This is a genomic window from Mesorhizobium sp. WSM1293, assembly GCF_000513875.1.
GTDB lineage: Bacteria > Pseudomonadota > Alphaproteobacteria > Rhizobiales > Rhizobiaceae > Mesorhizobium > Mesorhizobium ciceri.
Window position 1 is genome coordinate 341,994 of record NZ_AZUV01000005.1, and the last position, 12,860, is coordinate 354,853.

Sequence of the window (12,860 nt, forward strand, 5' to 3'; positions counted from 1 at the left end):
TTACACCGCCACTTCCTGGGAAGCCCATTTGCGCAGGATCTGCGCGGTGCGCTCCTCGTTGAGGTCGACCATCCTGGCAAGCCGGTCCTGCGGCGCCGGCCGGATCTTCTGGCGAAGATCGTCGAGCGGAGTGGGGCCTGGGCGTGTGCCTGGCAAGGCGCCAACCGCGGCATTGTCGGTGGCCGCCATTGCCTCCGGCGTCGGCAGCGAGCGCTGGACGTCGTCGAAGCTGGGACCTGCCAGGGCTGGAGCAGCCTTTGCCGTCAGCGCCGCGGCCATCGGCCTCAGGCCGAAGAAGGCCACCAGGAACACCACGACGATGAAGGCACCTGCATTGATCATCGTGCCGGCATGCTGGCCGATCGAATCGAGCATTCCCGCCTGCGGGATCGCCTCGCCATCCAGGCCATCGATGAACTCGACCGCCGAGACGTCGATGATGTCGCCGCGCTTTTCATCCAGGCCGGTGGCGGATGTGACCATCTTCTGGATCTCGGCGACGCGCTTGGCGATCTGCTCCGGTGTGGCATCCTTGCCGAGGATGGTCGTCAGCCGCTGCTGGTTGACGACCACGGCAATCGACATCTTGGTGACGGTGTAGCCGTTGGAGACGGTGGCGATCTTCTTGGAATTGATCTCGTAGTTGGTGATCTCTTCCCTGCGGTCGTTCTGCGAGGAGGATTGCGGGCCATCGGTGGCGGTTGCCTGGGTCTCGGGCAGGTTCTGCTCGACGCTGGCCGGAGTGGAAGCCTGCTTCTGGTTGTTGTTCTCGTTGGCGCGCACCGACTGCACCGAGCGCTCGACGCGGGAATTCGGATCGAAGATGGTCTCTTCCGTCTGGCGGGTGTCGGTGTTGACCTCGGCCTTGACGCTGGCGCGGAAATTGTCGGGGCCGAGATAGGCCGTCAGCGCACGGCGGATGTTGTCTCCGATCTGCGCCTCGACGGTCTGCTCGACGCCGAGCGTGCGGGCGGCGCTGGTGTTGGAAGGATCATCGCCTGCGGCCAGCAGATTGCCGCTGGAATCGAGAACAGTCACCTTGTCGGCCGACAGGCCGGGGACGGCGGCGGCGACGAGATGGCGGATCGACATGGCGCTCTTCTCGGCGTCGATGCCGGCGTAGCGGATGACCACGGAGGCCGAGGGCTGCTGCTCGTCGCGGCGGAAATTGGCGCGTTCGGACATGACGATGTGGACGCGCGCCGCCTTGATGCCCGATATCGACTGGATGGTGCGGGCGATCTCACCTTCCAGCGCTCGCACGCGGGTGATCTGCTGCATGAACGAGGTGAGGCCGAGCGAGCCAACATTGTCGAACAATTCGTAGCCGGCATTGGCGCTGGTCGGCAGGCCCTTTTCGGCGAGCAGCATGCGCGCCTGGGCGGTGGTGCCGGCCGGCACCAGAACCGAGGTTCCGTCGGCGCCGACATCGAAGCCGATACCGGCTTCGCCGAGCACCAGGCCGATCTGGTTCACGTCGGCGCGGTCGAGCCCGACATAGAGCGTGTCGTAGGCGGGGCGGTTGAGATAGACCGAGGCGATGCCGATGACGCCCATCACCAGAACGGCGATGCCCGCCAGCATGGCGAGGCGCTTCACGCCAAACCCGCGGAGATACGAGATGATGCTCTGGATCTGTTCCGGCACGGTTCGACGACTCCCAGCATGATTGTCCGCCGGAACTCTAGTCTTCGAAGCTTGTGCGAAAATGAAATCGGGCCGCGCTTGCGGCGCGGCCCGTCAGTTGGGATGCGAAAGGAGGGCGCCGGTGGCGCCCGCGATTAGTTCTTGAACAGCGACAGGATCGACTGCGAGGAGCTGTTGGCGATCGACAGTGCCTGGATGCCGAGCTGCTGCTGCACCTGCAGGGCCTGGAGGCGGGTCGATTCCTTGTTCATGTCGGCGTCGACGAGCTGGCCGACGCCGCGGTCGATGGAGTCCATCAGGCTCTGTGTGAAGGTCTTCTGCAGGTCGATCGAGCTCTTGGCCGAACCGATGATGGTGGCGGAATCAGTCAACTGGGCCATGACCTTGTCCATCATGGTGACCATCTGGGTGATGATGCCGTCGGTCACCCCTGGGGCCGTGATGTCGAGGTTGTAGGCGGAAATATTGTCGACCTTGGTGACCGCTCCCGCCGCCGTCTGGCCGGCAGTGTTCGCGGCGATATCCGTTCCTCCGCCCGCGATCACGCCAGCATAGGCGTTGTCATACAGGGTCTGGGCGGCGCCCGTGGAATAGATGGAGGTCTGGCGATCGAGGACGCCCTGGTTCTTGACCTCGGCGGCAAGGCCGTAGTCGAAAAGCTTGGTGCCCTCGACATTGATGTTGATCGTTCCGATCGAGACAGCGCCGGATGAAGACCGATTGAATGAGGACACGATCTGCGAGTCGGGCTGGACGCCATCATTGGCGGCCGTGACCTGCTTGGAGGTCACCGCGAGGAAATTCGAGCCGGAGAAGGTGGCCGCATCGGCAAAGGACTTCATCTGCGTTTGAAGCGCCTTGATCTCGGTCTGGGTCTTCGCCTTGGCGGCATCCGTCTGGCCGACCATGGACAACACCTTGGTCTTGATCTGGCCGATCGTCGTCAGCACGTTGGTGATGCCGGTGTAGGCGGCATCGACTTTCGAGGCGCCGAGGCCGAGTGCATCCTGCACCGTCGACAGGGCCGAATTGTCCGAGCGCATGGTGGTGGCGATCGACCAATAGGCGGCGTTGTCCGAAGCCTGCGAGACCCGATAGCCGGTCGATATGCGGGCCTGTGTCTGTTCGAGCGACTTGTTGGTGGCGCTGAGGCTTTGAAGTGCGGTTAACGCCGAGGCGTTGGTCATGATGCTCGCCAAGAAAGTCGCTCCTTCTCAAAAGCCGACATGCTCAGACATGCCGGATGGGCCTGTTCAACGATTGGCATCGTGCCGGTCGGACCGATTCGCCAACTGTCGTAAGCTATTGGTTAACCATAACTAGCGCGGCATGGTTAACAGCCTGTTAAAAGCTGGCTTTTGAGAGTTAAGGATCGAGGATTGTGCGGGGCTGGAGCAAACGCAAATAGGGCCGCGCTTTTGGCGCGGCCCGAATTTCTAGTGCGAACCGTGGTTGAGCGGAGGCGATCAGCCGCGGAAGAGCGACAGGATCGACTGCGAGGAACCGTTGGCGATCGACAGCGCCTGCACGCCGAGCTGCTGCTGGACCTGCAGGGCCTGCAGACGGGTCGATTCCTTGTTCATGTCGGCATCGACGAGCTGGCCGACGCCGCGGTCGATGGAGTCCATCAGGTCCGAGGTGAAGGTCTTCTGCAGGTCGATACTGCTCTTGGCGGCGCCGAGCGTGGTGGCCGAGTTGGTCATATCGGCGAGCGCGGAGTCGATGACGGTCAGCATCTGCTTGATCTGCGAATCGCTGGCAGCCGTGCCACCCGAGAAGATGGAAAGCGAGGCGGCCGAATAGGTGTCGGTGGCCAGTGCAGCCGCCCCTAGAGCTGTCTGCGTGCCGGAGACCGCTGCGGCCACACTGCCGTCGCTGCCGAGGCGGTACGTGTCAAGGATGCCCTTCGCGAGGCCCGAGGTGGTACCAGCTTCATAGAGCTTGATGCTTTCCACCTTGACGTCGATGGTCGAGATCGAAGATGCGCCGGCCGCGTCACGGTTGAAGGCCGAAAGGATCTTCACATCGGCAGCCGTCGTGGCGGTTGAGCCGCTGTCTACGGACAGCATGTTGGTGCCGGAGAAGGTGGCGCCGTCGGCGTAGGACTTCATCTGCGCCTGAAGAGCGGTGATTTCGGTCTGGGTCTTTTCCTTCGAGGCGTCCGTCTGGCCGTAGGAAGCCAGCAGCTTTGCCTTGATCTGGTTGATGGTGGAGATCGCGCTGTTCATGCCGGTATAGGCGGTGTCGACCTTCGAGGCGCCGAGGCCGAGAGCGTCCGAAACGGTGGACATTGCCTGGTTGTCGGAGCGCATCGTGGTGGCGATCGACCAGTAAGCGGCGTTGTCCGAGGCCTGCGAGACGCGATAACCGGTCGAGATGCGGGCCTGGGTGTCCTGGAGGGATTTGCTGGTGGCGTTAAGGCTCTGCAGAGCCGTCAACGCGGCGGAGTTCGTCATGATGCTGGACATGGTACTCGTACCTTGGTTTTTACAGGTGTTTTTTTGACATACCGGGCCTCCCGGTATGACGGTGCGGCATCATGCCAATGATCTCTGAAATCGATCACCCGCCATCTGCGAGCGAATATGCGGGCAAGTCCCTACCAAAGGGCTAAACCGGACGGTTAATCGAAAATATATTGCTGGAATTTCGAGCCGGCGCGGCAGAGTCAGTTGAAGGAGCGCACCAGGCTGCCGACAAGCAGGTTCCAGCCGTCGATCAGGACGAAGAACAGGATCTTGAACGGCAGCGACACCACCGTGGGCGGCAGCATCATCATGCCCATCGCCATCGTGATGGTGGCGACGATCAGGTCGATGACCAGGAATGGCAGCACGATCAGGAAGCCGATTTCGAAGCCGCGCCGGATCTCCGAGATCATGAAGGCGGGCACCAGGATGCGCAGGTCGACGGTGTCGCGCGAAACGGTCTGGCCGCGCTCGCGGGCGAGATCGGCGAAGAGGTCGAAATCCTTGTCACGCACATTGTGCAGCATGAAGGTGCGGAACGGATCGGAAATCTTGTCGAAGGCTTCGGTCTGGGTGATCTGGTTGTCCATCAGCGGCTTGACGCCGGTGTTCCAGGCCTGATCGAAGGTCGGCGCCATGACATAGAAGGTCATGAACAGCGACAGCGAAATCAGGATGAGGTTTGCCGGTGTCGACTGCAGGCCGATGCCGGCGCGCAGGATCGAGAAGGCGATGACGAAGCGGGTGAAGCTGGTCACCATGATCAGCAGGCCCGGCGCGACCGACAGAACAGTCAGCAGGCCGAACATCTGGATGATGTAGCCGACGGTGGTGCCGTCAGCCTTGCCGATGCCGCCGAGATCGAGCTGCTGAGCCGCCGCGATGGAGGTGGCGGCGGCGATCATGGCGGTGGCGAGAAGGAACTTTCTCATTCGAGCAGCAATGTCCTGATGAGTACCTGTTTGGCGTGACCCTGGCTGCGGATCGCGGCGCGTTCTTCGAGGTCGGCCTTCAGGTGCTGGTAGCCGCTGGCTCCCTCGATCTGATGCATCTTCAAGGTGCGCACCAGGGCCAGGAGATCTTGGTGGATGTCATCCGACATTGCCTGTGGCTGCGGCGCGTCATAGACGACGGACACCTCCATCCTGATCCAGGTGCCGGCAGGCGAGGCGATGTTGGTGGTGATCGGCGCCAGCACGACAAGCATCGGGCCCAGGCCTGGTTGCTCGGCTGCGGCGGGCTGCATGATCTTACCTTCGTTCTCAGGCGCGACCGGTACCGAGGCCGGTGCGCCGACGCCCTTGAGATAACCGCCGGACATCCAACCCACGCCAATGGCGGCCGCCGTCACAAGCAGCAGCATGCCGGCCTGAATGACAGGGGAGGGACCCTTGCGCGGCTGAACCTGTTCAATATTTGCCACGGCGCCCTGCCCCGATCCTAGAACGGAAGAACCTGGTCGAGGATCTGCTGGCCGTAGGCAGGTTGCTGGACCTCGGTGATGCGACCGCGTCCGCCGTAGGAGATGCGGGCCTCGGCGATGCGTTCGTAGGGGATGGTGTTTTCGGCGCCGATATCGGCCGGCCGCACGATGCCGGCGAGCGTCAGCACCCTGAGCTCGGCATTGACGCGCACTTCCTGCGATCCGGTGATCATCAGATTGCCGTTGGGCAGCACATCGGTGACGATCGCCGCGACATTGAGTTCAAGCGTTTCCGAGCGCTTGATCTCGCCGTCAGCCGTCGTGTCGGTGGTGGAGCTGAGAGCCCCGGCGCCCTTGCCGGCGGTGCTCCACTTGTCCCACTGCGCGCTGAGGTCATAACCGAGCTTGCGATTGGCGGTGCGGCTCCTGTCGTTCTGGTTCTTGAAGTTGGCGCGATCGTTGATCTTGATCTTGACCGTCAGGATGTCGCCCTGGGACAGCGCCCGCGGGTCGGTGAACAGCCGGCTCTGGCGGTCGTCCCACAACGAGAATTTCTTGACCGGCACTGGCGGCGTTTGCGGATATCGATAGAGCGAGCCGGTGCTGCCGCCATCGATGCCGGAGCCGACCGGGGACAGGGCCGGCTCTCTGCCGACCTCCTTGAGGTTGGTTCCGCAACCGGACAGCATGGCAACCGCGCACAGGACAAGCATCTTCCGGATCATGACGGATCTACCCTTCGGGCTGCGCTGGCCATAATGCCGGTGAGCGTTGCCGCCGCCTTCTGGTCCATTTCGTTGAGGATGACGCTCGCCTTGCGTGAATCGAGCTTCATCAATATAGCCGCAGCCAGGTCGGCGTTGACGATGGCCAGCCGCTCGGCGGCGGCGTCGGGTTTCATACCGGCGTAGATCTGGACGACGCCGTCCTCGGCCCGGGCCAGGAAAACCTCGCGCCGCTTCAGCCAGGTCTCGTATTCAGCTTTCTTTGCATCAAGAGCTTTCATGCGCTCGTCAATGCCAGCCTGGAGCTGCTTCAGTTCCTGCGCCTGCAGGACATAGCGGCGGTCGCGGGCGGCGTCGGCGATGTTTGAGCAGAAGCGCTCGATCTCGCTTTGGTCCGGCGCCTTTTCCCGTGTCAGTTGCTGCGGCGCCGCCGCCACCTGTGCTCCCGGCAGGACCTGGCGGACCGTCTCCTCGCCGCGCGCGGTGCCGCCGGCAAAGGGCAGAGCCGCGAGAAAAGCGGTCGCAAGCAGGATCGCGGCTTTGCGGTGTCTGTCGTGGCGTGGGAAGGAGCGCTTCATCGGCATCGCCTATTGCAGAACCAGGTCGGCCTGCAGGGCCCCGGCCGACTTGATGCCCTGCAGAATGGCGATGATGCCGTCCGGCTTGACGCCGAGGCGGTTGAGGCCGGAAACGAGGGTCTGGAGATCGGGCCCGTCAAGCACGGCAACGCGGGCGTCGGGCCGGCTGGCGTCGATGGCGGTGAACGGTTCGATCGCGGTCTCGCCCTTGGAGAAGGGTTCGGGCTGGACGACGCGCGGCGCTTCGGTGATGCGCACGGTGAGCGTGCCGTGGCTGATGGCGACCCTTGAGATCTTGACGTCATTGCCGATGACGATGGTGCCGGTGCGCTCGTCGATCACGACACGGGCCGGCGTGTCGGATTCGACCACCAAATTCTCGATTTCGGCATAGAAGCGCGCCGCCGAGACACCCTTCGGCCTTCTGATCTGGACGGTGCGCGAATCGCGCTCGGCCGCCACCCGCATGCCGAAGCGCTGGCCGGTGTAGTCGTTGATGGCGTCCGCGATGCGGATAGCGGTCGAGAAATCGGGATTGCGCAGCTGCAGCGTCAGGATCGCCTGATCGTCGAATTCGGCTTGGACGGCACGCTCGACGATGGCGCCGTTGGGCACGCGGCCGGCGGTCGGCACGCCTTGCGTCAGCTGCTCGGCCTGTCCTTGCGCGGTAAAGCCGGACACGATGACCGAGCCCTGGCCGACGGCATAGATTTCGCCGTCCGCCGCCTTCAGCGGCGTCATGATCAGCGTGCCGCCGGAAAGCGAGGTCGCGTCGCCCATCGAGGAGACGTCGATGTCGATGCGGGCGCCCGACTGCACGTAGGGCGGCATGTTGGCGGTGACGATGACGGCGGCGACATTCTTGGCGCGCGCGCTGCCGCCTTCGGTGGCGATGCCGAGGTTTTCGAGCATCGCGCGGATCGACTGTTCGGTGAATGGCGAGTTGCGCAGGCTGTCGCCCGATCCGGCAAGGCCGATGACCAGGCCGTAGCCGACGAGCTGATTGTCGCGCGAACTCTGCAGCTGGGCGATGTCCTTGATACGCGAGGCGACCTGGCCCGGCGGCAGCGAACTCGGCCCGGTCGAAACCCGGAACATGCGGCTTGTGGTGGCCGGATCATATTCGGGATCGTTGTAGACGCCGCCATTCTTGGCGGCGAGCTCGCGCTTGGCCTTCGGCGTCAGGCCGTCGGCCAGCGCCGGCTGCAGGCCAAGCACGGCTGCCAGGATCAAGGTAAGCCCGCGCATCATGAAGCGCTGACCTGGATGGTTCCATCCGCCATCACCGTGCCGGACAGGATTTTGCCGCTGTCGATGTTGCGAACCTTGACGAGGTCGCCCGCGGCTCCTGGTTGCAGCGTCACGGCGGTCGCCGAGATCGTCAGGCCGCCGGCGATGAAGAAGATCTGCACGGAGGCACCCTGTTCGACCAGCCAGGCCTCGCGGATGGCGGCGGAGGGAATGTAGCGGCCGGGCAGCAAGGTGCGCTTGGCGACCTTGCCATCCAGTTCCTCGGCCCGTGTGGCGACCGCCTCCGGCTTGTGCTTGCCGACGACAAGGGTGACCTGTTTCAGGGCAGCCAGGTTGATGGTCTCGCCGGGATAGATAACCCGGCTCGGAATAAGCACCACCTCGCCGCCAGCTTGATTGCTGGCGATCCGGGTGGCGGCCGACTGGTTGGCCGATTCCTGGGCAAAAGCCGGCATCGTGCCGGTCACCAGCGCAAGGACGAGCGCGGTGCGGCGGAATGCAGACAGGAGGCCGGGCGTCGACATCATGCGTTACCTGATGTTCTTGGAGACCACGGAGGCCATGTCGTCGGCGGCCTGGATGACCTTGGAGTTCATCTCATAGGCGCGCTGCGCCGAGATCAGCTCGGTGATTTCCTTGACCGGGTCGACGTTGGAGGCTTCGAGATAGCCCTGCTGGATGGTGGCAAAACCGGGATCGCCAGGCACGCCGACATTCGCGGGCCCCGAAGCCGTGGTTTCCTGGAACAGATTGTCGCCGAGCGGCGCCAGGCCGGCCTCGTTGGCGAAATTGGCGATCTGAAGCTGACCGAGGTTCTGCAGGTCGGTCTGCCCGTCGATGCGGGCGAAGACCTGGCCGGTCTTGTTGACGATGACCTCGACGGCATCAACGGGAACATTGATTGCCGGAATGACCGCAGCGCCGTCGACCGTCACCAACTGGCCGGTGGCGTTGGTGTTGAGAGCGCCGGCGCGGCTGTAGAGCGTGCCGCCGTCGGCACCCTCGATCTGGAACCAGCCCCTGCCGGTCAGCGCCAGGTCGAAACTGTTGCCGGTGCTGGTCAGTTCGCCCTGGGTGTGCACGTTGCGCACCGCCGTCGTCTTGACGCCGAGGCCGATCGAGACGCCCTCCGGCACCAGCGAGGCGTTGGAGCGGTTGGGCACGCCTTGCGTGCGGTCGACCTGATAGAGCAGGTCGGAGAATTCGGCACGGGCGCGCTTGTAGCCGGTGGTATTTATGTTGGCGATGTTGTTGGCGATGACTTCCAGATTTGTCTGCTGGGCATTCATGCCGGTGGCGGCGATGGCGAGTGCTTTCATGGCGGAATTCCTCAGATGCCCATTCGACTGACTTCGAGATAGGCGGAGACCACCTTGTCGCGTATGGCGACTGCGGTCTGAAGCGCCTGCTGCGCGCTCATCACGGCGTCGACCACCTGGCGGGTGTCGGCATCGCCCTTGAGCGCCTGCATCGATACCTGCTCGGCATTCCGCATCGTGTCGACGGTCTTGGAGGCTGCCTGGCTCAGCGCCTCGGCAAAGGAGGTGCCGACATTGCCACCGGCCGACGGTGTCGCGCCGCCCTGGAGCAGGCTTGTGGCGGCGTCATCGCCGCCGATCGACGGCTTGAACTGAAGGGCTCCGATACCGCTGATCATTACTGGTTCCTCATCAGGTCGATGGTCATGGAAATCAGGTCGCGGGCCTGCTTGACCACCTGAAGGTTGGCCTCGTAGGAGCGATTGGCCTCGGTCATGTCAGCCATTTCGATCAGCACGTTGACGTTGGGCATCTTGACGTAGCCCTTCTCGTCGGCGGCCTCGTTGCCGGGCTGGAACTCGACTGGAAAGTCACTGGGATCTCGATCGATCGAGTTCACTGCAACCGTTGAACTGCCGGAGGCCCGGTCGAGCTCGGAGACGAAGCTGATGGTCTTGCGGCGATAAGGGTCGGAGCCGGGCGCGGTGCCCGTCGACTGGGCGTTGGCGAGGTTTTCGGAAACCACGCGCAGGCGTTCCGACTGGGCGCCGAGGCCCGATGCTGCGACTTTGAGGGCTGCGGTCAGTGCGTCCATGGTCAGCTCTTCACCGCCATCATCATCATCGAATGGAACGCCTTGACAATCGCCGTGTTGAGCTCGAAGGACCGGCGCACCTCGCCGGCCTTCAGCAGTTGGTCTTCCAGCACGACCGAGTTCTTGGACGGCATGACAACGCCGTCATCTTCCTGCGGCTTGATGGTGAAGCCGGCATTGGTCGCTGCATTGCCGAGATGGCCGGCCTGGGTGGCCTGCAGCGATACGGCGGCGCGGTCGAGCACCTTTTCAAATGGCTCGACGTCGTTTGCCGTATAGCCTGGCGTGTTGGCATTGGCGATGTTGCCGGCGACGGCCGACTGGCGCACGGCCAGCCATTGCGCTTGCTTGGCGGCGAGGTCGAAAAGGGAAACGGGCTCCATGGGAATCTCCGAGCAGGTACCCAGAGACTAGGCCGCCAGTCTTGCGCGGGCCTTGCGGATGGCCGGAAGCCGGAGATCGTTTATCGGGACAGTTCGATCACCTGGTCGGCACTGGTGACCATGACCCATTTGCCGTTGCGCTGCTCGATGGAGGATACCTTGCTGGAATCCGGCAGTATCGAGCCGCGCTGGACCATCCAGAGGCCAGCGTCGTCCTGGATCATGGCGCGGCCGTTGGCGACATGAACCATGCGGAATTTCGCCGCGTCGGCCGGAAACGGTTGCTCGTCGGATGCGGCTGCGGGATCGGCATCATCCCGCACCGTCCCCGTGGCAAGAAGATCGAGATTGGCCGCGGGAACGTCCTTTGCCGTCAGCGGCGCGCTGCGTTCGGCGACCACGCCGCCGCCCGCTCGCCCGGAATTAGAGCCTGTGCCGCCGAACTTCATCGCCTGGACGCCAAACTGGTCCTGGTTGAAGAAGATATACCAGGGGAACAGGGCGCAGATCAGGCCGAGCGCGATGCCGAGCGCGGCAATGACGAAATCGCTGCGTCGGTCGGACTTCTTCTCCAGTCGGGGAAACGGCGCCTTTGGCGGCTGCGGCCATTCGGTGCGCGGGAACAGGCCGTCGATCAGCGATTCCCGGCTGACCTGCGTCATCTCGGCAGCCACCGCATGGGGAGCCCGGGACAGAGCGGGTTCGACGGGCCTGGCCAGATCAGGATCGGCTTTGCCAGCCCGTGGCAGGATTGGCTTGACGGCTCTGGCCAGAACGGCCTCGGCTTTGGCCGCGATGGCACGGGCGGCCTTTGCTTTGGCAGTTCTCGCCGTGTCAGCCTCTGCCTGCTGCGCGGCATTGGCCTCGGCGATCATGTCGCGCAGGATGCGCTCGGTGTATTCGCGTTCAGTCTCCGGCATCGGCGTTCAGCTTGCTCTTGAGGTGGCGGGCGAGATCGGAGAACGGGTCGGCTGAGGGGCGATCCTTCGGCCCTTGCGTCAGCGCTTCATAGATCAGCGGCACCTGGCGCACGGCGATGTCGAGTTCGGCATCGACGCCGCCCTGATAGGCCCCGAGCAAGCGGATATCGCGTGTGTCCTCGAAGCGCGAGATCATCGACTTCAGCCTTGTCACCAGCGCGCGCTGTTCGACGCTCCAGGCCTTTCCGGCCAACCGCGATATGGACGACAGCGGGTTGACGGGGGGATAGCGACCCTGTTCGGCGATCGTGCGGTCGAGCACGACATGGCCGTCGAGGATGCCGCGCACGGAATCGGCGACCGGGTCGTTGTGATCGTCGCCGTCGACCAGTACGGAAATGATGGCGGTGATGGATCCCTTGCCTTCCGTACCCGGCCCGGCGCGTTCGAGCAGCTTGGGCAATTCGGTGAACACCGAGGCCGGATAACCGCGGGCGACCGGCGGCTCGCCGGTTCCCGTCGCCACCTCACGCAAGGCATGAGCGAAGCGGGTGATCGAATCCAGCACCAGCAAAACGCGATGCCCCTGGTCGCGAAAATGCTCGGCGACGCGCATGGCGGTGTCCGGCGCACGCCGGCGCATCATGGCGCTTTCGTCGCTGGTGGCGACGACGGCGATGGTCTTGGCCATGCTGTCGCCGATCGTGTCCTCGAGGAATTCACGGACTTCCCGGCCGCGTTCGCCGATGAGCGCCACCACGACGGTATCGAATGCGTCGGCTCCGGCGAGCATGGCGAGCAGCGTCGACTTGCCGACGCCGGAGCCGGCAAAGATGCCGAGGCGCTGGCCGAAGCAGAGCGGCGTGAAGATATCGATGACCTTGACGCCGGTCATGAAGGCAGTGCCGACGCGTTGCCGCGCCATGGCGCCCGGCGTCGTCTGGGCGCCGCGCGATGTGTCGTCTCCCCGGGCGAGCGGCGGGCCGCCATCGATCGCCCTGGTGAGTGCGTCGATGGTGCGGCCGCGCCATGAGGCATGCGGTGCCACCACAAGCGGACCGCGGCGGAACACGGCATCACCGATGCCGGAATCGGCGCTGCGTTCGAAGGGTGCCACGACGGCCTCGTCGCGGCCGATCTTGACGATCTCGCCGCGGCGCGCACCGGCATGGCCGGGCTGCTCGACGATGTCACCCAGCCTGGCGAAGCCGGAAAGGCCGTGCACCTTGTAGTGCGTGGGCGTGACTTCGATGACGCGGCCGCCGCGCTTGAGCAGTGCCTCGGCGTCGGCGAAACGCCGCCAGACCCGTTCCAGGGCGGCAAGCCGGTCTTCCGGTGCCGGCTGGAGTTGTCTTTCGAGTGCCCGCAGGGATGGCTGGTCGAGCGACATGG

The 12,860-nt window shown here is 64.1% G+C and carries 15 protein-coding genes; all 15 read right to left on the reverse strand.

Annotated features, from left to right (window positions below; genetic code table 11):
* The 15 genes from fliF to fliI all read right to left on the reverse strand — a co-directional run bounded on the left by fliF (position 1) and on the right by fliI (position 12,858).
* The gene (gene fliF / locus M729_RS0109545; RefSeq protein WP_027161431.1) at positions 1–1,647 is read right to left on the reverse strand and encodes a flagellar basal-body MS-ring/collar protein FliF; all 1,647 of its coding nucleotides are present in this window, start codon (positions 1,645–1,647) and stop codon (positions 1–3) included.
* A gap of 134 nt (positions 1,648–1,781) precedes the next feature.
* Positions 1,782–2,846, reverse strand: a complete 1,065-nt coding sequence (locus tag M729_RS0109550) for a flagellin (RefSeq protein WP_027161432.1) — start codon at positions 2,844–2,846, stop codon at positions 1,782–1,784.
* A 267-nt stretch (positions 2,847–3,113) separates the two neighbouring features.
* Positions 3,114–4,115 (reverse strand): flagellin, encoded by a 1,002-nt coding sequence (locus tag M729_RS0109555; protein WP_013529788.1) that lies wholly within the window; start codon positions 4,113–4,115, stop codon positions 3,114–3,116.
* Positions 4,116–4,315: 200 nt separating this feature from the next.
* Positions 4,316–5,047, reverse strand: coding sequence for a flagellar type III secretion system pore protein FliP (fliP, locus tag M729_RS0109560; protein WP_013529789.1), 732 nt, complete (start codon positions 5,045–5,047; stop codon positions 4,316–4,318).
* On the reverse strand, positions 5,044–5,538 hold the full coding sequence (locus M729_RS0109565; RefSeq protein ID WP_013529790.1) for a flagellar basal body-associated FliL family protein: 495 nt from the start codon (positions 5,536–5,538) through the stop codon (positions 5,044–5,046). The genes fliP and M729_RS0109565 overlap by 4 nt, the downstream gene beginning before the upstream one ends.
* Before the next feature lie 17 nt (positions 5,539–5,555).
* Entirely contained in the window at positions 5,556–6,263 is a 708-nt protein-coding gene (gene flgH / locus M729_RS0109570; RefSeq protein ID WP_027161433.1) for a flagellar basal body L-ring protein FlgH, read from the reverse strand.
* Positions 6,260–6,847: a MotE family protein gene (locus tag M729_RS0109575; protein WP_032808152.1), complete on the reverse strand. Its 588-nt coding sequence runs from the start codon at positions 6,845–6,847 to the stop codon at positions 6,260–6,262. Before M729_RS0109575 ends, flgH begins: the two co-directional genes overlap by 4 nt.
* Positions 6,848–6,850: 3 nt before the next feature.
* On the reverse strand, positions 6,851–8,092 hold the full coding sequence (locus M729_RS0109580) for a flagellar basal body P-ring protein FlgI (RefSeq protein ID WP_013529793.1): 1,242 nt from the start codon (positions 8,090–8,092) through the stop codon (positions 6,851–6,853).
* Positions 8,089–8,619: a flagellar basal body P-ring formation chaperone FlgA gene (flgA, locus tag M729_RS0109585; protein ID WP_027161435.1), complete on the reverse strand. Its 531-nt coding sequence runs from the start codon at positions 8,617–8,619 to the stop codon at positions 8,089–8,091. Before flgA ends, M729_RS0109580 begins: the two co-directional genes overlap by 4 nt.
* 3 nt (positions 8,620–8,622) lie before the next feature.
* On the reverse strand, positions 8,623–9,411 hold the full coding sequence (gene flgG, locus M729_RS0109590; protein ID WP_013529795.1) for a flagellar basal-body rod protein FlgG: 789 nt from the start codon (positions 9,409–9,411) through the stop codon (positions 8,623–8,625).
* Between the two features lie 11 nt (positions 9,412–9,422).
* Positions 9,423–9,749, reverse strand: a complete 327-nt coding sequence (locus M729_RS0109595; protein ID WP_027161436.1) for a flagellar hook-basal body complex protein FliE — start codon at positions 9,747–9,749, stop codon at positions 9,423–9,425.
* Positions 9,749–10,165, reverse strand: coding sequence for a flagellar basal body rod protein FlgC (flgC, locus tag M729_RS0109600; protein ID WP_013529797.1), 417 nt, complete (start codon positions 10,163–10,165; stop codon positions 9,749–9,751). Before flgC ends, M729_RS0109595 begins: the two co-directional genes overlap by 1 nt.
* 2 nt (positions 10,166–10,167) lie before the next feature.
* Positions 10,168–10,548, reverse strand: coding sequence for a flagellar basal body rod protein FlgB (gene flgB, locus M729_RS0109605; RefSeq protein ID WP_013529798.1), 381 nt, complete (start codon positions 10,546–10,548; stop codon positions 10,168–10,170).
* Between the two features lie 80 nt (positions 10,549–10,628).
* Entirely contained in the window at positions 10,629–11,468 is an 840-nt protein-coding gene (locus M729_RS0109610; RefSeq protein WP_027161437.1) for a hypothetical protein, read from the reverse strand.
* Complete coding sequence (gene fliI / locus M729_RS0109615; RefSeq protein ID WP_024502685.1) at positions 11,455–12,858, reverse strand: flagellar protein export ATPase FliI; 1,404 nt, start codon at positions 12,856–12,858, stop codon at positions 11,455–11,457. The genes M729_RS0109610 and fliI overlap by 14 nt, the downstream gene beginning before the upstream one ends.
* Positions 12,859–12,860 lie beyond the last annotated feature (2 nt).

Coding starts and splice junctions, on each gene's coding strand:
- M729_RS0109555 (WP_013529788.1), bottom strand. CDS start 4,115: ATGTCCAGCATCATGACGAACTCCGCCGCGTTGACGGCTCTGCAGAGC.
- fliP (WP_013529789.1), bottom strand. CDS start 5,047: ATGAGAAAGTTCCTTCTCGCCACCGCCATGATCGCCGCCGCCACCTCC.
- flgH (WP_027161433.1), bottom strand. CDS start 6,263: ATGATCCGGAAGATGCTTGTCCTGTGCGCGGTTGCCATGCTGTCCGGT.
- M729_RS0109575 (WP_032808152.1), bottom strand. CDS start 6,847: ATGCCGATGAAGCGCTCCTTCCCACGCCACGACAGACACCGCAAAGCC.
- M729_RS0109580 (WP_013529793.1), bottom strand. CDS start 8,092: ATGATGCGCGGGCTTACCTTGATCCTGGCAGCCGTGCTTGGCCTGCAG.
- flgA (WP_027161435.1), bottom strand. CDS start 8,619: ATGATGTCGACGCCCGGCCTCCTGTCTGCATTCCGCCGCACCGCGCTC.
- flgG (WP_013529795.1), bottom strand. CDS start 9,411: ATGAAAGCACTCGCCATCGCCGCCACCGGCATGAATGCCCAGCAGACA.
- M729_RS0109595 (WP_027161436.1), bottom strand. CDS start 9,749: ATGATCAGCGGTATCGGAGCCCTTCAGTTCAAGCCGTCGATCGGCGGC.
- flgC (WP_013529797.1), bottom strand. CDS start 10,165: ATGGACGCACTGACCGCAGCCCTCAAAGTCGCAGCATCGGGCCTCGGC.
- flgB (WP_013529798.1), bottom strand. CDS start 10,548: ATGGAGCCCGTTTCCCTTTTCGACCTCGCCGCCAAGCAAGCGCAATGG.
- M729_RS0109610 (WP_027161437.1), bottom strand. CDS start 11,468: ATGCCGGAGACTGAACGCGAATACACCGAGCGCATCCTGCGCGACATG.
- fliI (WP_024502685.1), bottom strand. CDS start 12,858: ATGTCGCTCGACCAGCCATCCCTGCGGGCACTCGAAAGACAACTCCAG.